This is a genomic window from Sphaerisporangium rufum (assembly GCF_016863395.1).
Classification (GTDB): domain Bacteria; phylum Actinomycetota; class Actinomycetes; order Streptosporangiales; family Streptosporangiaceae; genus Sphaerisporangium; species Sphaerisporangium rufum.
On record NZ_BOOU01000076.1, the window covers coordinates 31,601 to 50,680 of the forward strand.

Below are 19,080 nucleotides of genomic sequence, written 5' to 3' on the forward strand. Positions count from 1 at the left end.
ATCACACACGCAATTCTTGCCGACACCAGTCCAGGAGGTCGTGCAACACGACAAGTGCCTGCTCCTCGTGCTCTTTTCTCAGCGAATGTCCGTATCGCCATGCTTGGTGGAGGTCGCGGAACTCTACGCGTTGCCGGCGATCCTGCTGACTCGTACATGAGTGGATCTGGTCGCAGAGACTGCGGGGCAGCCGTAACTCCTTGGCCAGCAGTTTCAGATCGTGATGAGCACGGAGATGCTCCGGCAGCTGCGAGGTGGACCGCAACCCGTGCCGCTCGAGCAGGGAGGACTTGAGCCCGCATTCAGCCCCGTAGAAGAGCAACAGCGCGGCCGAGGCGCCCGAGTCGAGCACGGCGGCCGCCGCCTGGTGTCGGGAAAGGCTGGCACGAAGTTGATTGCGCCCGACGTCTATGGTCACGCGGAGTGACGTTACCATCTCTTTGCGTTACGTAGTGGCGTAGCGCTCCAGCAGGATGCTCGCCAGTTCGGGGGTGGGGCCGAGGGGGGCGGTTACGGTGTGGGCGCCGGCGGCCAGTGCGGTGCGGCGTGCCTTGTCGGCGAAGTGGCCGGGGGCGAGGAGGTACAGCGCGACCGCCACCCGCCGCGGCCGGCCGGCGGGGTCGGCGCCGAGGAGGGCCTGGACGGCCTGCTCGGGGGTGGGGTCGGCGGCCGAGGCGTAGGCGGCGGTCACCGAATGCCAGCCGGTCCGGGCCCATTCGGCGGCCATGGCGGTGATCGTGGCGTTGGCGGCGGGGTCGCTGGAGCCGGCCGAGACGAGCACCACCGCGGTGTCCGGGTCGCCGGCGGGCACCCCGGCCTCGGCCAGCCGGCGCTCCAGGGCGGCGAACATCAGCGGGTGCGGGCCGAGCGTGCCGCCCTGGCGGACGCGCAGCGTCGGGCGGGCGGCCTGGATCTCGCGGAGCCCGGAGGGGATGTCGACCCGGCTGTGGTAAGCCTCGGTGAGCAGCAGCGGCAGCACGACGGCCTCGTCCAGGCCGGCCAGTGCCTCGGCCAGGGTCGGGCGGCAGTGGTCGAGGTAGGCGACCCGGACCGGCAGGTCCGGGCGGGCCTGCCGCACCTGGTCCAGCACGGCCTCCACGGTGGCCGCGGCCCGCGGGTCGCGCGACCCGTGCGCCACCGCGACCAACGGCACCGGCCGTTCGATGGGGGCCGCCGCCGGCGGCGGCACGGGGCCGTCGCCGGCATGGCGCCCTGGAAGCGGCGTCAGAGGTGGATTCCGCATTCGGTCTTGCCCAGACCGGCCCACCGGCCGCTGCGCGGGTCCTCGCCGGGGGCGACCCGGCGGGTGCACGGCGCGCAGCCGATGGACGGATACCCGTCGTAGTGCAGCGGATTGATGATCACGCCGTTGTCGGCCATGTAGTTGTCGACGTCGTCCTGGGTCCAGCGGGCGATCGGGTTGACCTTGACCATCTGGCGCTTGGCGTCCCACTCGACCACCCGGGTGCCGGCCCGGGTCGGCGACTCGTCGCGGCGAATGCCGGAGATCCACGCAGCGTACGGCTCCAGCGCGCGGTTCAGCGGCTCGACCTTGCGCAGGTAGCAGCACAGGTCGGGGTTGCGGCCGTTCAGGCGTGGCCCGAGGTCGCGCTCCTGCTCGGCGACCGTCCGGGACGGCGCCACGTTGATCACGTTCACGTCGTAGACCTGCTGCACGGCGTCCCGGGTGCCGATGGTCTCGGCGAAGTGGTAGCCGGTGTCGATGAACAGCACGTCCACGCCCGGCTTCACCCGGCTGACCAGGTCGACCAGCAGCGCGTCGCTCATCGAGGAGGTGAGGCACAACCGGTCGCCGAACGTCGCCGCCGCCCAGCGGATGATCTCCCGCGCCGGGGCGTCCTCTAGGAACTCCGCGGCCGACTCCACGATGGCACGCAGGTCCAGGACCCCGCGCTGCCGCTCCAGTCCGATTTCTATGTCCAGCAATGTCATGACACGCTCACCACTTCTCGTCCGTCAGTTGTGCGGGACCGTGCGCCGGGGGTCACGACCGCACGCCGATACCGAGGAACTTGAGCCGGAAGGCGCGGGCACAGGACCGGCAGTACCAGCAGCCGTCGCCCTCGTACGGCTCCAGGTCCTCGTCGCCGCAGTAGGGGCAGTGGAAGGGGACCGCTCGCTCGCTCATGCCCGCCCGCCCGGCCCGGTCACGACAGGTCCGCCTCGTCGGCGCGCCGTACCCACTCGGCGAAGGTCTCGCCCTCGTTCTTCTGGCCCTGGAAGTTCTTCAGCACCCGCTCGACGTAGTCCGGCAGCTCGGCGGCGGTGGCCTTCAGCCCGCGCACCTTGCGGCCGAACCCGGGGGAGTCGCCCATGGAGCCGCCGAGGTGGATCTGGAACCCCTCGACCTGGGCGCCGGTCGCGTCCGTGACGAGCTGGCCCTTCAGCCCGATGTCGGCGACCTGGATGCGCGCGCAGGAGTTGGGGCAGCCGTTGACGTTGATGGTCAGCGGGTCGGTGAAGCCGGGCAGCCGCCGCTCCAGCTCGTCGATCAGGTCGGAGGCCAGCGCCTTGGTCTCCACGATCGCCAGCTTGCAGTACTCGATGCCGGTGCAGGCCATGGTCTGCCGGCGGAAGGTGCTCGGCCGGACCTGCAGGTCGGCCGCCTCCAGCTCGGCCACCAGCGCCTCCACCCGGTCCGGCGGCACGTCCAGGATGACCATCTTCTGCTCGACGGTCGTGCGCACCCGGCCCGAGCCGTACCGCTCGGCGAGGTCGGCGATGGCGAGGAGCTTGTCACCGTCCAGCCGGCCCACCCGCGGCGCGAAGCCGACGTAGCGGTTGCCGTCCTGCTGCGGGAAAACGCCGACGTGGTCGCGCCGCCCGCCGCGCGCCGGCTGCGGCGCCGGGCCGTCGGGCAGGGTGTGGCCGAGGTACTCCTTCTCCAGCACCTCGCGGAAGCGCTCGACGCCCCAGTCGTTGACCAGGAACTTGATGCGGGCCCGGTGGCGCAGCCGCCGGTAGCCGTAGTCGCGGAAGATGCCGGTGACCCCGGCCCAGACCTCGCTCACCTGGTCGGGACGGACGAACACCCCGAGGCGCTTGGCGAACATCGGGTTGGTGGACAGCCCGCCGCCCACCCACAGGTCGAAGCCCCGCTCGCCGTTCTCGTCCTCGACGCCGACGAACGCGATGTCGTTGATCTCGTGCACCGTGCAGTGCGCCGGGCAGCCGCTCATGGCGGTCTTGAACTTGCGCGGCAGGTTGGAGAACGCCGGGTCGCCGATGTACCGCTCGACGGTCTCGGCGATCTGCGGCGAGGCGTCGATGATCTCTTCGGCGTCGATGCCGGCCAGCGGGCAGCCCAGCATGACGCGCGGGGTGTCGCCGCAGGCCTCGGTGGTGGACAGCCCGACCGCCTCCAGGGCCTCCCAGATGGCCGGGACCGACTCCACCTCCACCCAGTGCAGCTGGATGTTCTGCCGGTCGGTGACGTCGGCGGTGCCCCGGGCGTAGGTGTTGGCGATCTCGCCGATGGTGCGCAGCTGCCGCAGGTCGAGCTGCCCGCCGTCGATCCGGACCCGCAGCATGAAGTAGCGGTCGTCCAGCTCCTCCGGCTCCAGGATCGCGGTCTTGCCGCCGTCGATGCCGGGCTTGCGCTGGGTGTACAGGCCGAACCACCGGAACCGGCCGCGCAGGTCGGCCGGGTCGATCGAGTCGAAGCCGCGCTTGGAGTAGACGTCGATGATCCGCTGACGGACGTTCAGCCCGTCATCGTTCTTCTTGTTCTCCTCGTTCTTGTTGAGCGGCTCACGGTAACCGAGAGCCCATTGGCCTTCGCCTTTAGGGCGCTTGTGGTGGCGGCTCGCCGGCCTGGGCGGGCTGGTCATGTGGCGTCCTTTGCCGAGAAGTGATCAGGTCAGGCGGGACGCGCGCGCGGCGGGCATGGCCGTCTGGAGCTCACTCCGGAGGGCATGAAAAAAGACGCCGGTTCACGCGCCCGTGCTGCCGAGAGTCAACAGGGGGCGATGATCAACGGGCGTCACAACAGATGGCACTGCGGACACGCAGGAAGTCGACGTGGCGTCGCACGACGAGGAGCGGGTCCGCTGGCATGTCCGCTACGATACCCGCCGCCGGTCGGATGTCCAATATCAGGTCCACAGTCTGGACATTCGCGACACCGCTCGGCGGCGTCCGTACCTCCGGAGCGCCCGGCCCTCGAAGGCCGCCGGCCGGCCCTGCGCCGCCCGGCAGGGGGTCACCCCTGCCTCAGCCAGTTCGTGGGCGGCTCGGGCGCGCGGTCCCCGTCCTGCTCGGAGTCGCCGGACTCCTGCTCCTGGCCGGTCGGTGGCTTGTGCTGGCAGTCGCACCAGGACCCGCCCTGGCACTCCTCGTGCCGGTGATCCTTGCAGTCCTCGCAGATCATCCTGTCATTGTTCCCCGTGGGCACTGGTTACGCTGGCGGCACGTCCGTCGAATCGTGAGGTGCCATGGCCGTCTCCATGCCCGACCTGCTGGCCGACCTGCGCGCCGAGGGCGACGAGCTGCTGGCCGTGCTCGAACCGCTCGGGCCGGCGGAGTGGGAGCGCCCCACCCCGGCCGCGGGCTGGGCGGTGCGCGACCAGGTCAGCCACCTCGCCTGGTTCGACGACGCGGCCACCACCGCGGCCACCGACCCCGAGGGCTTCCGGGCCGCGCTGCCGGCGTTCGCCGCCCGCGGCGAGGGCGCGGTGGACGAGATCGCGGCGGCCGCCCGCGGCCTGTCGCCCGGCCAGGTGATCGACTGGTTCCGCGCCGCCCGCGCACGCAGCCTGGCGGCCCTTGCGGCCGTGGACCCCCGGGCGCGGCTGCCCTGGTACGGGCCGGACATGTCGGCCGCGTCGTTCGCCACCGCGCGGATCATGGAGACCTGGGCGCACGGCCAGGACGTCGCCGACGCGCTGGAGATCACCCGGGTGCCGACCGACCGGCTGCGGCACATCGCGCTGCTCGGCGCGCGGGCCCTGCCCTACGGCTTCGTGGTGCGCGGGCTGGAGCCGCCGGCCGCGCCGGTGCGCGTCGAGCTGACCCTGCCCGGCGGCGGCCGGTTCGAGCACGGCCCGGCCGGTGCGGCCGACCTGGTGCGCGGGACGGCGCTGGACTTCTGCCTGCTGGTCACCCGGCGCCGGCACCGCGATGACACCGCGCTGGAGGTGCGCGGCGCCACGGCCGAGGCCTGGCTGTCGGTCGCCCAGGTCTTCGCCGGGCCGCCGGGGGCCGACCGGCCCGCCGGGATGCCCCGACCATGATCCTGGCGGCGCCGTCCGCCCTGGTGGGAACGGTGTTCCGGTAGGACAAGCCGGTTCGGGGTAGGCGGTGCTCACGGAGATCGGCACAGGGCGGGGTCATGGTCGTACCGGGTAGCGAGCAGCGATGCGAATACTGTTGGGTTCCATGACGTCCACCGACGCGCCGCGCGGGGCCTCCTCCGCGCGGGTCCGCGGCCGACGCCGGCGGCTGATCCGGTCCACCGCCGCCAGGCGCATCTCCGCGGTGCGCCGCTCGCGCGTGTGGAACGCCGTCACCGGCACCCGCTCCTGGGAGGTGGTGAAGGGCACCACGGTGGCCGGGTTCAACTTCCGGGTCACCGGGCTGGCCGGCGAGGCCGCGTTCTTCGCGCTGCTGTCGCTGCCGCCGTTCGTGCTCGGCATCATCGGCCTGCTCGGCCACCTGAGCGGCGTGCTCGGCCCGGACACCATCGCCGAGACCCGCGGCTGGGTGCTGCGGCAGGCCCACCTGCTGTTCACCGACGACACCGTGGGCCGGGTGGTGCGCCCGCTGCTGGACGACGTGCTGCGCGGCGGCCAGGTCCCGCTGATCTCGCTCGGCTTCCTGCTGTCGCTGTGGTCGGGGTCGCGGGCGCTGTTCGTCTATGTCGACCTCATCTCCATCGCCTACGGCCTGGGGGAGACGCGCAACATCGTCCGCACCCGCATCCTGTCCTTCGGCCTGTACCTGGCCGCGCTGCTGCTGGGCCTGATCGTGATCCCCGTACTGGTGGTGGGGCCGACCCTGATGTCGGAGACGCTGCCCCCCTACGCCGACCTGGTGGCGATCTTCTACTGGCCGGTGGTGGTCGTCGGCTCGGTGCTGGTGCTGACGCTGCTCTACCACGTCAGCGTGCCGTTGCGGACCCGGTGGTGGCGCGAGCTGCCCGGCGCGGTGCTCGCCCTGGTCATCTGGATCCCCTGCGCCGCGGTGCTGCGCGCGGTGCTGGCCGCCTGGTTCACCCCGCTGTCGGTCTACGGCTCGCTGGCCGCGCCGATCGCGGTGCTGCTGTGGCTCTACATCACCGCGCTGGCGGTGCTCATCGGCGCGACGCTGAACGCGGAGGTCGACCGCCTCTGGACCCGTGGTGGATCGGGGCGCAACGGCGAGTCCGCTATCGTCTGACCTGAGGCGACTGGCGCGTCGGGGTGGACCACCACCAGGGAGCGAACAGCCGGGGGCCGTGCGCCTGGGTCCACGGAGCAGCCAACGAAGGGTAGGGCCATGAGTTCTCTTGCGGACGTCGACCCGCAGCTCGCCGAGCTGATCAGGGCGGAGGAGCGCCGGCAGGCCGACACCGTCAAGCTGATCCCCTCGGAGAACTACGTCTCGCGGGCCGTGCTCGAAGCGACCGGCACCGTCCTCACCAACAAATACTCCGAGGGCTACGCCGGCAAGCGGTACTACGAGGGCCAGCAGGTCATCGACCAGATCGAGACCCTCGCCATCGAGCGGGCCAAGGCGCTGTTCGGCGTGCCGTTCGCCAACGTGCAGCCGTACTCGGGGTCGCCGGCCAACCTCGCCGTCTACCTCGCCTTCCTGAACCCCGGCGACACCGTCATGGGCATGGGCCTGCCGTTCGGCGGGCACCTCACCCACGGCTGGTCGGTCTCGGCCACCGGCAAGTGGTTCACCCCGGTCCGCTACGGCGTGCGGCGCGACACCGGCCGCATCGACATGGACGAGGTGCGCGCCCTGGCCCTGGAGCACCGGCCCAAGCTGATCTTCTGCGGCGGCACCGCCATCCCGCGGACGATCGACTTCCCGGCGTTCGCGGAGATCGCCCGCGAGGTGGGCGCGGTGCTGGCCGCCGACATCGCCCACATCGCCGGCCTGGTCGCCGGCGGCGCGCACCCGACCCCGGTGGGCCACGCCGACGTCATCTCCACCACCACCCACAAGACGCTGCGCGGCCCGCGCGGCGCCATGCTGATGGCCGGCGACGAGGAGCACGCCAAGGCGCTGAACAAGGCGGTGTTCCCCGGCCTGCAGGGCGGGCCGCACAACCACACCACCGCCGCCATCGCGGTGGCGCTGCGCGAGGCGTCCGGCGAGGACTTCAAGGCCTACGCCCACCAGGTGGTGCGCAACGCCAAGGCCCTGGCCGAGGAGCTGGCCGGGCGCGGCTTCGACCTGGTGTCCGGCGGCACCGACAACCACCTGATCCTGATCGACCTGACCTCCAAGGGCGTGGCGGGCAAGCCCGCGGCGCAGGCCCTGGACCTGGCCGGCCTGGAGACCAACTACAACACCGTGCCGTTCGACCCGCGCAAGCCGTTCGACCCGTCCGGGCTGCGCATCGGCACCCCGTCGATCACCAGCCGCGGCATGGGCGAGGCGGAGATGCGGCAGATCGGCGCCTGGATGGACGAGGTCGTCACCGCGCTGGCCAAGGGCGATGCCGACGAGGTCGTCGCCCGGGTGCACGGCGAGGTCAGCGAGCTGACCGCCAAGTTCCCCGCGCCCGGCCTGAGCTGACGGCGGGACCGGCGACACGCCGGGGGTGAAACGCCTTGCGCGCGCCGGCCGGTGCCGCGATACAGTGGCCCGGCCGGCGCCGCCATGAACAGGCGGCCGAGACGGAGGAGGTGAGGACTATGCGGGCCTTTCTGAGCATGCCCAAGTCCGTTTTCTCCCTCCGGGTGACCGCCAGGCGTTGAGGCCGCGGCACCCGGCCTTCTCCGAAGGGTGCCCGACAGTGACCGTTCCCGGTCTCGACCTGTCCCTGCTCGGCTGGCACGAGTCCCGTGCCGGCGATCTACCGCCCGGTGCCGTCCCGGCCCGGGTGGCCCGGGTGGACCGCGGCGCCGCCGACGTCATCGCGGCCGGCGGCCACCACCACGCCCAGTACGCCGCGCCGCTGCGCCGCGCGGCCGCCGCCGACCCGGTGAACCTGCCCTGTGTGGGCGACTGGGCGGCGCTCACCGTCCTGCCCGAAGGCCGCCACGAGCTGGCCGCGATCCTGCCCCGGCACACCTCCCTGGTGCGCGGCGGCGTCGGGCGGGTGTCCCGGCACGGCCTGTCCGGCGACTCCCAGGGGCAGGTGCTGGCCGCCAACGTCGACGTGGTGTTCATCGCCGAGCCGGCGCTGCACGCCACCGACTTCGCCGACCTGGGCCGGATCGAGCGGCTGCTCGCGCTGGCCTGGGAGAGCGGCGCCGAACCGGTGGTGCTGGTCACCAAGGCCGACCTCATCGGCGAGCACCTGCCCGGGCTGCTCGACGACGTGGCGGCCGCCGCGCCGGGCGCCGCCGTGCACGCCGTCTGCTCGGTCAGCGGGGAGGGCGTCGACCTGGTGCGCTCCCATCTGGCCGGCACCCGGACCGCGGTGATCCTCGGCGCGTCCGGCGCCGGCAAGTCCACCCTGGTCAACGCGCTGGCCGGCCGGGAGGTGATGGAGACCCAGCAGGTCCGGGCCGGCGACGGCCGGGGCCGGCACACCACGGTGCACCGCGAGCTGATCGCGCTGCCCGGCGGCGGCATCGTCATCGACACCCCGGGCATCCGGCGGATCGGCATGTACGAGATGAGCCAGGGCGTGGACCTGGCCTTCTCCGACATCGAGGAGCTGGCCGCCGGCTGCCGGTTCGGCGACTGCGGGCACGCGGGGGAGCCGGGCTGCGCGGTGCTGGCCGCGGTGGAGTCCGGCGAGCTGCCGGAGCGGCGGCTGGACAGCTGGCGCAAGCTGCAGCGCGAGGCGGCGTGGATCGCCCGGCGGTCGGACGCCCGGCTGCGCGCCGAGGAGCGGCGCCGGTGGAAGACGATCCACAAGTCGATGCGCGGCCAGAGCCGGCCCTAGCCGGGGGCGGCATGACGAAGCCCCGCCGCGGGCGGTGAGGCCGGTGGATCGCGGCGGGGCGTGCGGGGGAGGGAGATCTCTGCCGGCCGGGGAATGTCGGGTGCCGTCCGCGGCAGGGACGGCACCCGGCCGATCGTGCGGCAATTGCGGCCCTGGAGGCGTACAGGAGCGGAAAAGCCGCACGATCCCCGAAGATGCGTGCCGGTGGAGGGTCAGGCGGCGCTGATGCCGGCGCTGGCGGCCCGCCGCATGCGCCGGCGGCGCTCGGACGCGCGCTCGTCCTCGTTGAGCCCGCCCCAGGTGCCGTACTTCTCCGGCCGCGACAGGGCGTAGTCCAGGCACTCGGCGCGGACCGGGCACTGGGCGCAGATGGCCTTGGCCTTGCGCTCGCGGATGTCCCGCTCCGGCTGACGCTCGCCGTCAGGCCCGAAGAACAGCACGAGGTCCTCTCCCCGGCACGCGGCGTCATCCTGCCAACCCCAGCTGGGCCGCGGGCGGGCGATCTGCCGACGTACCTGAGACATGAGAAACCACCTTAGGTGAGATAGGTAATCCGGTGTTTGTGCCGCTTTGGACGCTTGTGACGTCCCTAATGCCAACGCCGGTATAGCCCGTGGTGTTCCCGGCTCCGGGAGGAGCCCTAGGTCAGAACGGGTGTGCCGCACTGGATCTGCTCCAGCGCGAGCGCCCGGTACGTCATGACCGAATCGGCGCACGCCGTGCCGCACGGCGCGAACGCCGTCCGCTCGATCACGATCCGGAACCGCACGTCCCCGTGACGGACGACCGCCTCGGTGACATCACCTTCCGACCTGGTGGATTCCACGGCCACTCCACCGACCGAGAGCTCGCCCGTATGTGCCCGGACGAAATGCTCGGCGGCCTGCGATGGCTCAGGGATGCCCGCGCGCCCCCGGTAGCGGTCGAGAACGAGCCCGCCGCTCCGGTACGCGTTTGCCACCGCGATCGCGGCAGCCTGAGACATGCTGCCGTAGTAAAGCCCGTGTGGCAAGCATACGAGGTTGGCGGCGTATCGATCGCCGCCAACATGCGTGGTTTCCCACACTCTTCCCGGCAGGCTCTCACCCAAAACCCGCGCGATGGGAAGACCGAGTCGGGCACAGCACGCGTTGCGCTTCGCATGCGTGCAGACCAGGAACACCGGTTCCTTCATCAGTATGCAGGACTCGGGAACCACTCCGCGCACGAGCGCGCCCAGGTCAAGATCGTCAGGGTGCTCCACGTGCCCCTCGGCGATCCACGGAATCTCGGCCGTGGTATCGGCGACCATGACGCGCACCGGCCGGCCCGCCGTCCGGCCCGCCCGCTCGCGGTGCCCGGGCCGCCGGATCAGCTGGGTCCGCACCCCGAGCGAGGCCGCCCTGTCGACCAGCGCGCGCGCCGTGGCCGGCAGCTCGCTGCCCGCCACATCGGCCGCCCAGGGGCCGGCGTGCTCGACGAGCAGCCAGCGCCGCGCCTTGGTCGTGGCGCTGGCCAGGGTGGGCGCCTGCCCGGTATGGCATCCGGGGGGGTGCTCACACCCGCGCCGCCGGTCGATCATCACGCTGTCCTCCCCTCTCACTTAGGTAAGACTAACCTAACGGCCTCCATCGACGTGTGCGTTATCCAGGTTTGCGGAGTGTCCGTTCCGGCGGCGGTCATGCGGCCGCCGGGGTGTGAGATCTCTCACCCGCCGATTCCGCCGGACCGGTTGCGGGCAACCGCGCGCGGCCGCTACGGGGGGCGGGCGGCAACCGGCCGCCTGGACCCGTCGTGGCACGCACGGCCCGGATCGCCGGCCCGGCCCGGATCGCCGGCCCGGCCCGGCTCGACTCAGGAGTTCGACTCAGGAGCTCAACCCAGGAGCTCAGCTCAGGCCGTGCTCGGGCAGGCCGTGCTCGTGCAGGACGCGCTCGGCGGCCGGTAGCGCGGCGGCCCGGTCCGCGTCCACCAGGCCGATCCGGGTGCGCCGGTCCAGCAGGTCACCGGCCGACAGCGCGCCCTCGTGGCGGACCGCCCACACCAGCTCGGCCACGCTCACCCCGAGCGGCAGCGCCTCCACGGCCCCCACCAGGCCTTCACGGCCGAGGGCGTACACCGCGGCCGCCTCGGCGCCGTACCGCTCGACCAGCCGGGCCGGCACGCCCCGCACGTCCGGCCCGGACGGTCCGGACGGCCCGGACGGTGTCCGGGCGCCGACCAGGGGCAGCCGCGCGGTCCGGCTGGAGGGCGCGGCGGGAAAGGCGGCGTCCACCGCGTCCTGCGCCATCCGCCGGTAGGTCGTCAGCTTGCCGCCGACGACGGTCACCACGCCGTCCGGCGCGATCACCACCCGGTGGCGGCGGGAGAGGTCGGCGGTGCTCCCCGCGCCGGCCGGCAGCGGTCTCAGGCCCGCGTAGGCGCCCGCCACGTCGGCGGGGCCGGGCGGTTCGGCCAGCACCGAGCCGAGCACGTCCAGCAGGAAGGCCACGTCCGCGGCCGGCGGCTCGGGCACGTCCGGGATCGGCCCGTCCACCGGCTCGTCGGTGAGGCCCACGTAGATCCGGCCGTCCGGCTGCGGCAGCACCAGCACGAACCGCGCGCCCTTCCCGGGGATCGGCACGTGCAGGCCGGCGCGCAGGTCGCCCAGCGCCCCCGGCCGCAGCACCAGATGCGTGCCGCGCGAGGGCCGCAGCGACACCGACGAGGTCAGCCCGCCGGCCCACACCCCGGCGGCGTTCACCACCCGGCGGGCGCGCAGCGTGAAGACCTCCCCGGTCAGCTCGTCGCGGGCCTCCGCGCCGTCGCCGGCCAGCGCCAGGGCGCGCACCCGGGTGAGCACCCGGGCGCCGTGCGCGGCCGCGGTGCGGGCGATCGCCACCACCAGCCGGGCGTCGTCCACCACCCGCGCGTCGAACGAGGCCAGCGCCCCGCGCAGCCCGGCGCCGCGCAGCGCCGGGGCGAGCGCGCGGGCCCGCGCCGCCGGGATCCGCGACGGGCCGGGCAGTGCCCGCCGCGGCGTGCCCGCCGCGGCGCGCAGCGCGTCGCCCAGCCGGTAGCCGGCCATCACGGTCGCGGCCTGCGCCGGGGAGACGCCGGAGGTCAGCGGGAGCAGGTAGGGCTGGGCGGTCACCAGGTGCGGCGCGGTGCGGCGCAGCAGCGTGTCGCGCTCCACCGCGCTCTCCATCGCCACCCCCACCTGGCCCCTGGCCAGGTACCGCAGCCCGCCGTGGATCATCTTGGAGCTCCACCGCGACGTGCCGAACGCCAGGTCGTGGGCGTCGACCGCCACCACCGACAGCCCGCGGGCGGCGGCGTCCAGCGCGACGCCCGCGCCGGTGGCGCCGAGCCCGACGACCAGCAGGTCGGCCACCTCCTGGCGTGCCTCGGCCAGCTCGCGGGCCCGGCGGGCGGCGTTCAGCGACGAACCCGGAACGGGCCCGCCGGGGAAAGGATCGGCGGAGGAGGTCATCGAGCGTCCTCTCGAACGGAAGGCCGGCCGGGACACCGTAGGACCCGGCCGGAGATCCTGTTTTGCCAGGGAGTGGCGCGGCTCTCCGATGGGGGTCCCCGAACAATGTTCGGCCCCGGCGTGTCAAAGTGTAGGGCGTGGAGATCCCCGACATCGCCGCCCAAGAGATGAACTGGTCCGGGTGGGGCGACCCGGCCCTGGCCGCCGACCTGCCCGAGCCGGTCCGCGGGCTGCTGCGCGACCTGCTCGGCGTCCGCGAGCCGGCCCGCCCGGCGGCGGCCCTCGGCGAGGTCCGGCTGGCGCCGGTCACGCTGGCCGAGCCGGTGCTCGCCGAGCTGGGCGGGATCGTCGGACCCGATCACCTGCGCTCCGACGCCGAGGCCCGCGTCCGGCACACCCGGGGCAAGTCCACCCCCGACCTGCTGCGCATCCGCGCCGGCGACGGGTCGGCGGCCCCGGACGCGGTGCTGCTGCCCGGCTCGCACCAGGAGGTGCTGGCGGTGCTGGACGCCTGCGCGCGGCACCGGGTCGCGGTGGTGCCGTTCGGCGGCGGCACCTCGGTGGTCGGCGGCCTGGCCGCCGACCGGGACGGCTTCGCCGGCGTCGTCGCCCTGGACCTGGCCCGGCTGGACCGGCTGCTCTCGGTGGACCCCGAGTCGATGGTCGCCGACTGCGAGCCCGGGCTGCGCGGCCCGCGGGCCGAGCACCTGCTGGCCGGCCACGGGTTCACCCTCGGCCACTTCCCGCAGTCCTACGAGTACGCGACCCTCGGCGGGTTCGCCGCCGCTCGCTCCAGCGGCCAGGCCTCCGCCGGGTACGGCCGCTTCGACGACATGGTGATGGGCGTCACGGTGGCCACCCCGCGCGGCACCATGGAGTTCGGCCGGGCGCCGAGATCGGCGGCCGGGCCGGACCTGCGCCAGCTCGTCCTCGGCTCGGAGGGCGCGTTCGGAGTGATCACCTCGCTGCGCCTGCGGGTGCGGCCGGCCCCGGCGGAGCGGGTGTACGAGGGGTGGCGCTTCCCCGACTTCGCCGCCGGCACCGCTGCGCTGCGCCGGCTGGCCCAGCACGGACCGCTGCCGACGGTGCTGCGCCTGTCGGACGAGACCGAGACGCTCGTCGGCCTGGCCAGGCCGGCCGAGATCGGTGGCGCCCCGGGCGGCCAGGGCTGCCTGGCCGTCGCCGGCTACGAGGGGACCGCGCAGGACGTGGCCCACCGGCGCGCGGGCGCGGCCGCCGTGCTGTCCGGGCTCGGCGGCGTCCCGCTCGGCACCGAGCCGGGCCAGGCGTGGGCACGCGGCCGCTACCAGGCGCCCTACCTGCGTGATTCGCTGCTCGCGGCCGGGGCGACGGTGGAGACGCTGGAGACGGCCGGCTTCTGGTCCGCGCTGCCCCGGCTGTACGACGCGGTGCGCACGACGCTCGGCGCGGCGCTCGGCCCAGTCGACGGGCCGGGCGACGGGCCGGGCGCGGCGCCGCTGGTGATGTGCCACGTGTCGCACGTGTACCCCGCCGGCGCGTCGCTCTACTTCACCGTGGTCACCGCCCAGGCGGCCGACCCGGTCGCCCAGTGGGAGGACGCCAAGCGGCGGGTGAACGCGGCGATCGTCGAGGCCGGCGGCACGATCTCCCACCACCACGGGGTGGGCCGCGACCACCGCGCCGCGTACGCCACCGAGATCGGCGAGCTGGGCGTGGAGATCCTGCGCGCCGTCAAGGAGCGGCTGGACCCGGCGGGCATCCTCAACCCGGGCGTGCTGATCCCCTGACGGTGCCGCCGGCGAGCGGGCGCTTCGATCCCCTGGACTCCGAGTCCCGCGGTCACGTGCCCTCGCCGGTAGCCAAGGGGGATACCTCGATGGGCCCGTGGATCCGGTGGCGCGTCCCTGTCCACAATGTCGCCGACCGGCCCCAGCGGGCCGCCGGATGCGGTGCCGGCCGGCCTTGATCTTGGGCGATTCCGCCGTACCGTGTGCGATTCCCCAAGATCACGGCAAAGATAGGGACATGGTCGATGTCGTACACGCCGCCGAACGCGGGAGGCGGGCCTCGTCCCGGGTGTCGGAGCGCGGGGCCGGCTGGTCGTGCCGGCAACCGGGCACGTTCCAGGAACTGCGCCCGGACCGGCGCGGCTTCTCATGGCTGAGCCCGAAGGTGCTGTGGCGGTCGCGCAACGAGATCCTCGCCCAGCTGTTCGGCGACCCCTCCGACCAGGTACGGCGGCGCTGGGTGGCCGCCCGCCGCGAGTCCGGCGCCGACCCCGACTTCCGGATCAGGCCCAAGGTGGGAGAGGCGTACGACTTCCTGGTCATCGGCGACACCGGCGAGGGCGACGCCTCGCAGTACGCGGTGGTGCCCGGCCTGCTGAAGATCGGCGAAGGCACCGCCTTCGCGGTCATCGCCAGCGACGTGATCTACCCCACCGGCGCGGCCGGCGACTACGACGACAAGTTCTTCCGCCCCTACCAGGACTATCCCGCACCCATCTACGCCGTTCCCGGCAACCACGACTGGTACGACGGCCTCGGCGGCTTCATGCGGGTGTTCTGCGACGCGCCGGCGCTGCAGGCCGAGCGGCAGGGGTTCTCGCTCTCCCCGGCCGGGCTGCGCGGGCTGCTGTGGCGCCGGCCGGAGCCGATCGACGAGGACCGGCTGGCCAAGGCCGGGCAGCGGCGCGCCCGCCCCGGCCAGCGGGCCGTCCAGCCCGGACCGTACTGGGTGATGGACCTGCCGGGCCTGCTGCTGGTGGGCATCGACACCGGCATCCGCGGCACCATCGACGCCGGCCAGGCGGCCTGGCTGCGCCGGGTCTCCGCCGACCCCCGGCCCAAGATCCTGATCACCGGCAAGCCGATCTACGACCGCAACGAGTACCACCCTTGCCCGATCGAGGGCGGCGGCACGGTGGACGACATCGTCCGCGACCCGGCGCACAACTACGTGGCGGCCATCGGCGGCGACACCCACAACTACCAGCGCTACCCGGTGCGGGTCGGCGACCGGGTGATCCAGTACATCGTCTCCGGCGGCGGCGGCGCGTTCATGCACGCCACGCACACCATCCCGCGGGTGGACGCGGGCGGGGTGCACGAGGACGACTTCAAGTGCTACCCGCTGCGCGGCGACTCGCTGTCGTTCTACAGCCAACTCTACGCGACCCGGTTCCGCATGCCGTGGCTGAAGATCACCCCAGACGAGGGGCTGCTGCTGATGTCCCGGCGGATCGGCAACACCCCGCCGCGCCCGGTCGGCACCGCCGCCACCCACGGCACGACCGCCGCTCCCGCCACGCCCCCCGGACCGGTCCCGGCCTCCCCGCCGGAGCGGTGCGGGGCGCCCGGGTCGGCCGCCCGGCCGGCCCGGATCACCACCCGGCTGAAGCTGGCCGCCGCCGTCCTCGGCGGCCGGCCGATGCCGTTCCGGCTGCCGGTGGGGCGCACCTTCCACCGATGGTTCTCCGAGCTGTCCGACTGGGACACCCCGCCGTTCTTCAAGAACTTCCTGCACCTGTCGGTGCGGGACGGCACGCTGCGCATCCGCTGCTTCGCCGCCACCGGCTGCCGCCCTCAGGAACTCGAACCGCCGATGGAGGACGAGGTGGCCATCCCGCTGTCCCCGCCGGCCGCGGGCGGCTGACCGGCGGCACCACCGAAGGACTCGCGTCCGAGGTGCTCGCTGCCCCCACCGGGATTCGGTCGCCGAGAATCTCGGCCGCCAAGGAGCCCGGCCCCCGAACGGGCAGCCACCTGAGTCCGGCCGCTGAAGGGGTCAGCCGCTGACCTTGAAGTCGCTCCACAGCACCGACAGCAGCCGCCGATTCTCCGCCTGATCCCACTCGGCGTCCGGCGCGGTGACGGTGACCTCGTAGGCACGGTCGGAGCCGACCGTGATGTGCCGGGTGACCGCGTGGGTGGTCGAGCCGTTCAACGCGGAGTAGGTGTACTCCCAGACGCTGGAACGGAACTTCCCGAACGGCGAGGACTCCAGCCGGACCTGGGCGTAGTCGGCGAGCGTCGTCTCGTCCTTGGCCCGGGTCAGCGTGGCGAGCCCGCCATCGGTGGTCGGCGTCACCTTGCGCACCTGGACGCGGCGGCCCGACCCCTTCGGCCCGTTGTAGGTGACCGCCTGGGCCGAGGCGGACACCGTCCAGTCCTTGGGCACCGCCACGGTGACGCCCGCCTCGGTGTGCTCGCGGAAGTCGGCGGGCGGCTCGGACGCGGCGAGGGTCTCGGCGGCCGGGTCACCCGCCGCGCCGTCCCCGGTGTCCCCGGCGGCACCGGGATCGCCCGGGTCGGTGGCACCGGCCAGGGCCCGCGCGGTCGGGGCGGTGGCGGCGGCCGGCGGCGCCGCGACGTCATCGGTGGGCGGGGAGCCGGTCGGCCACAGCACGAAGGCCAGCGCGGCGGCCACGCCGACCACGCCGACTCCGGCCACGGTGAGCAGCAGCGGCGAGCGCCCCTCGCGCTCGTCGTCGTCCGGTTCCTCGGCGAGCCGGCGCCGCGCGCGGTCGCCGGGTGTCTCCGCCGGTCCGGACGCGGGTCGTCCGGCGACCGGCCACCCGGCCGCCTGCCCGGCAGGGGAGGGCCGGCTGACGCCGAGCGCCTGGATCAGCCGCCCGGACGGGGTGCCCGAGACGTCCCCCAGGTCGGTCACCGCGTCGGCCAGCGAGGGCACCGGCCGGGTCCACTCTCCGGTCGAGCCCAGGGGCTGGCCGGACCCGCCGCCCGGGCGGCCGGCGTCCGGGCCGCGCGCGCCGGTGGCCTCGCCCGATGCCGGCGCGGCACCCGCGGTTCGGGCCCAGCCCTGCGGCGCGCCCTGCGGACCGGTCCACGGCCCGGCGTGCGGCCCGGTGTGCGGGCCGCCGGCTTGAGTTGCTGCGTGCGGCCCGGTGTGCGGCCCGGTGTGCGGGCCGCCGGCGTGAGCTCCTGCGTGCGGTCCGGTGTGCGGACCCGCGTACGGCCCGGCCGCAGGTCCTGGGTACGCGCCCGCGTGCGACCCGGCGGTTAGTCCGGTGTGCGGACCGGTGTGCGGACCGGTGTGCGGTCCTGTGGGCGGTCCTGTGTGCGGCCCGGCCTGGGGTCCGGTACCCGCCCAGGTCTGCGGCCCCGTCCGCGGGCCGGGAGCGGGCTGGAGGCCGGGAGCGGGCTGGGGCCCGGTGAACGAGCTGTAGAGCATCCCGGTCTGCGGCCCCTCCGGCCCGCCGGCCACCCCGGCCCCCGGGCCGGGGACGCCGTACGGGCCCGAAGGGCCGCCGAGGGCGTCGTACAGGACGCCGGTCCGCGGCCCCTCCGGGCCGTTCGGCGCGTCTGGGGCGACCGGCCGGGGTGGGTCGGCGAGCACGTCGTGCACCGGCGAGGTGCCCGCGGCGGCGAGGTCGAACGGGACGCGCACCGGGCCGGACGGCGTCTCGACGATGCGGGAGGGCAGCGGCCCGGACGGCGGGTCCAGCGGCGGCAGCATGCCCATCGGCGTCGGGTCGGCCCGGGTGGGCAGCGGCGTGGCGGGCGGCCGGTCGCCGGCCCGGCCGGCGGTGCCGCCGCCGTGCGCGTGCAGCACTCGCTCCAGCATCTCGGCGGCCTGGGCGGCCGGCATCCGGTCGGCGGGGTTCTTGCGCAGCAGGCCCTCGATGACCGGCAGCAGGGCTCCGGCGCGCTGCGGGCGGTTCGGTTCCTGGGTGAGCACCGCGCCGAGCACGGCCACCGCGTCCGGCCCCTCGTAGGGCGGGCGGCCCTCCACGGCGGCGTAGAGCGTCGCGCCGAAGGACCACAGGTCGGCGGCGTGCGTGATCGGGCGGCCCTGCAGGCGCTCCGGCGGGATGTAGGCGGGGGAGCCCATCAGCAGGCCGGTCTGGGTGATCGTGACGTCACCCTCGATGGCGGCGATGCCGAAGTCGGTGAGCACCACCCGGTCCGCGGTGAGCAGCACGTTGCCCGGCTTGACGTCCCGGTGCAGGATGCCGGCCGCGTGCGCGTGGCGCAGCGCGTCCAGCACCCGCACGCCGATCTCGGCGGCCTGAGCCACCGGCAGCGGCCCGCTCTGCCGCACGGCCTGCTCCAGCGACCAGGCCCGCACCAGCTCCATGACGATCCACGGCCGGCCGTCCTCCTCGACGACGTCGTGCACCGTCACGATGCCGGGGTGGCTGAGCCGGGCCGCCGAACGGGCCTCGCGCAGCATCCGGCGGTGGGCCACCTGCTTGCCGGCGTGATCCAGACCGTAGGGCAGGATCAGTTCCTTGACCGCGACGTCCCGGTCGAGCAGCACGTCGTGGGCGTGCCACACCATGCCCATGCCGCCGCGGCCCACCGGTGACACCAGCCGGTACCGGCGGCCCACCAGGCGTCCCTGCCCGGCGGGAGGTTGCCCGGCCCGGTCCAGCTGATCTTCGCCCGCACTCGCCGAGGGCGCCCTCCCGATCGGCCGGTCGTTCGTCATACCTCGGTCCCCAATTCACGCCTGTGCGCGGCATCCCGGCGAATTCTCGATCATGTACAGCGTGTGTGAGCAACATCGCACAATGAGACTGGTCACCGATATTAGGGTCAAAAGCCGGTCAAGA

Annotated in this window: 16 protein-coding genes and 1 riboswitch; of the genes, 6 read left to right on the forward strand and 10 right to left on the reverse strand. The window is 74.0% G+C overall.

The annotated features are described in order from the left end of the window. Position 1: 1 nt before the first annotated feature. From Sru01_RS27745 to Sru01_RS27770, 6 genes are all read right to left on the reverse strand, one after another. Positions 2–418, reverse strand: a complete 417-nt coding sequence (locus tag Sru01_RS27745; protein WP_203991538.1) for a hypothetical protein — start codon at positions 416–418, stop codon at positions 2–4. A 27-nt stretch (positions 419–445) separates the two neighbouring features. Then, positions 446–1,153, reverse strand: a complete 708-nt coding sequence (locus tag Sru01_RS27750; protein ID WP_239137786.1) for a sirohydrochlorin chelatase — start codon at positions 1,151–1,153, stop codon at positions 446–448. Between the two features lie 71 nt (positions 1,154–1,224). Beyond that, positions 1,225–1,953, reverse strand: coding sequence for a phosphoadenylyl-sulfate reductase (locus Sru01_RS27755; protein WP_203991542.1), 729 nt, complete (start codon positions 1,951–1,953; stop codon positions 1,225–1,227). Between the two features lie 52 nt (positions 1,954–2,005). Further along, positions 2,006–2,149, reverse strand: a complete 144-nt coding sequence (locus Sru01_RS27760) for an Insertion element protein (protein WP_203991544.1) — start codon at positions 2,147–2,149, stop codon at positions 2,006–2,008. Positions 2,150–2,168: 19 nt separating this feature from the next. Continuing rightward, positions 2,169–3,851: a nitrite/sulfite reductase gene (locus Sru01_RS27765; RefSeq protein WP_203991546.1), complete on the reverse strand. Its 1,683-nt coding sequence runs from the start codon at positions 3,849–3,851 to the stop codon at positions 2,169–2,171. A 371-nt stretch (positions 3,852–4,222) separates the two neighbouring features. Beyond that, entirely contained in the window at positions 4,223–4,390 is a 168-nt protein-coding gene (locus Sru01_RS27770; RefSeq protein ID WP_203991549.1) for a hypothetical protein, read from the reverse strand. 64 nt (positions 4,391–4,454) lie between these two features. Here Sru01_RS27770 and Sru01_RS27775 point away from each other — a divergent pair, with 64 nt between their 5' ends. The 4 genes from Sru01_RS27775 to rsgA all read left to right on the forward strand — a co-directional run bounded on the left by Sru01_RS27775 (position 4,455) and on the right by rsgA (position 9,070). Next, positions 4,455–5,252 carry a TIGR03084 family metal-binding protein gene (locus tag Sru01_RS27775; RefSeq protein ID WP_203991552.1) on the forward strand — a complete coding sequence of 266 codons (798 nt, stop codon included), beginning with the start codon at positions 4,455–4,457 and terminating at the stop codon, positions 5,250–5,252. Positions 5,253–5,397: 145 nt separating this feature from the next. Next, positions 5,398–6,396 carry a YihY/virulence factor BrkB family protein gene (locus tag Sru01_RS27780; RefSeq protein ID WP_203991555.1) on the forward strand — a complete coding sequence of 333 codons (999 nt, stop codon included), beginning with the start codon at positions 5,398–5,400 and terminating at the stop codon, positions 6,394–6,396. Then, positions 6,393–6,473, forward strand: a riboswitch (ZMP/ZTP riboswitch). (Overlaps the previous gene by 4 nt.) Positions 6,474–6,495: 22 nt before the next feature. Next, positions 6,496–7,749: a serine hydroxymethyltransferase gene (gene glyA, locus Sru01_RS27785; protein WP_203991556.1), complete on the forward strand. Its 1,254-nt coding sequence runs from the start codon at positions 6,496–6,498 to the stop codon at positions 7,747–7,749. A gap of 220 nt (positions 7,750–7,969) precedes the next feature. Beyond that, complete coding sequence (gene rsgA, locus Sru01_RS27790) at positions 7,970–9,070, forward strand: ribosome small subunit-dependent GTPase A (RefSeq protein ID WP_203991560.1); 1,101 nt, start codon at positions 7,970–7,972, stop codon at positions 9,068–9,070. Positions 9,071–9,282: 212 nt separating this feature from the next. Here rsgA and Sru01_RS27795 read toward each other — a convergent pair whose 3' ends face one another. From Sru01_RS27795 to Sru01_RS27805, 3 genes are all read right to left on the reverse strand, one after another. Continuing rightward, on the reverse strand, positions 9,283–9,594 hold the full coding sequence (locus tag Sru01_RS27795; RefSeq protein ID WP_093171423.1) for a WhiB family transcriptional regulator: 312 nt from the start codon (positions 9,592–9,594) through the stop codon (positions 9,283–9,285). Positions 9,595–9,710: 116 nt separating this feature from the next. Beyond that, the gene (locus tag Sru01_RS27800) at positions 9,711–10,631 is read right to left on the reverse strand and encodes a sucrase ferredoxin (protein WP_203991662.1); all 921 of its coding nucleotides are present in this window, start codon (positions 10,629–10,631) and stop codon (positions 9,711–9,713) included. Between the two features lie 306 nt (positions 10,632–10,937). Next, the gene (locus tag Sru01_RS27805) at positions 10,938–12,521 is read right to left on the reverse strand and encodes a glycerol-3-phosphate dehydrogenase/oxidase (RefSeq protein ID WP_203991563.1); all 1,584 of its coding nucleotides are present in this window, start codon (positions 12,519–12,521) and stop codon (positions 10,938–10,940) included. Between the two features lie 167 nt (positions 12,522–12,688). Here Sru01_RS27805 and Sru01_RS27810 point away from each other — a divergent pair, with 167 nt between their 5' ends. Both Sru01_RS27810 and Sru01_RS27815 read left to right on the forward strand, forming a co-directional pair. Further along, a complete protein-coding gene (locus Sru01_RS27810) occupies positions 12,689–14,290 on the forward strand; it encodes an FAD-binding oxidoreductase (RefSeq protein WP_203991665.1) in 1,602 nt (533 codons plus the stop codon). A gap of 238 nt (positions 14,291–14,528) precedes the next feature. Further along, a complete protein-coding gene (locus Sru01_RS27815; RefSeq protein ID WP_203991566.1) occupies positions 14,529–16,157 on the forward strand; it encodes a metallophosphoesterase family protein in 1,629 nt (542 codons plus the stop codon). A gap of 132 nt (positions 16,158–16,289) precedes the next feature. Here Sru01_RS27815 and Sru01_RS35950 read toward each other — a convergent pair whose 3' ends face one another. Beyond that, a complete protein-coding gene (locus Sru01_RS35950) occupies positions 16,290–18,956 on the reverse strand; it encodes a serine/threonine-protein kinase (protein WP_239137787.1) in 2,667 nt (888 codons plus the stop codon). Positions 18,957–19,080 lie beyond the last annotated feature (124 nt).

What these genes read in the sequence shown, in the direction of transcription:
- Sru01_RS27755 (WP_203991542.1), bottom strand. Translation starts at nt 1,953, where the DNA reads ATGACATTGCTGGACATAGAAATCGGACTGGAGCGGCAGCGCGGGGTC.
- Sru01_RS27760 (WP_203991544.1), bottom strand. Translation starts at nt 2,149, where the DNA reads ATGAGCGAGCGAGCGGTCCCCTTCCACTGCCCCTACTGCGGCGACGAG.
- Sru01_RS27765 (WP_203991546.1), bottom strand. Translation starts at nt 3,851, where the DNA reads ATGACCAGCCCGCCCAGGCCGGCGAGCCGCCACCACAAGCGCCCTAAA.
- Sru01_RS27770 (WP_203991549.1), bottom strand. Translation starts at nt 4,390, where the DNA reads ATGATCTGCGAGGACTGCAAGGATCACCGGCACGAGGAGTGCCAGGGC.
- Sru01_RS27775 (WP_203991552.1), top strand. Translation starts at nt 4,455, where the DNA reads ATGGCCGTCTCCATGCCCGACCTGCTGGCCGACCTGCGCGCCGAGGGC.
- Sru01_RS27780 (WP_203991555.1), top strand. Translation starts at nt 5,398, where the DNA reads ATGACGTCCACCGACGCGCCGCGCGGGGCCTCCTCCGCGCGGGTCCGC.
- glyA (WP_203991556.1), top strand. Translation starts at nt 6,496, where the DNA reads ATGAGTTCTCTTGCGGACGTCGACCCGCAGCTCGCCGAGCTGATCAGG.
- Sru01_RS27795 (WP_093171423.1), bottom strand. Translation starts at nt 9,594, where the DNA reads ATGTCTCAGGTACGTCGGCAGATCGCCCGCCCGCGGCCCAGCTGGGGT.
- Sru01_RS27800 (WP_203991662.1), bottom strand. Translation starts at nt 10,631, where the DNA reads ATGATCGACCGGCGGCGCGGGTGTGAGCACCCCCCCGGATGCCATACC.
- Sru01_RS27805 (WP_203991563.1), bottom strand. Translation starts at nt 12,521, where the DNA reads ATGACCTCCTCCGCCGATCCTTTCCCCGGCGGGCCCGTTCCGGGTTCG.
- Sru01_RS27810 (WP_203991665.1), top strand. Translation starts at nt 12,689, where the DNA reads ATGAACTGGTCCGGGTGGGGCGACCCGGCCCTGGCCGCCGACCTGCCC.
- Sru01_RS27815 (WP_203991566.1), top strand. Translation starts at nt 14,529, where the DNA reads ATGGTCGATGTCGTACACGCCGCCGAACGCGGGAGGCGGGCCTCGTCC.
- Sru01_RS35950 (WP_239137787.1), bottom strand. Translation starts at nt 18,956, where the DNA reads ATGACGAACGACCGGCCGATCGGGAGGGCGCCCTCGGCGAGTGCGGGC.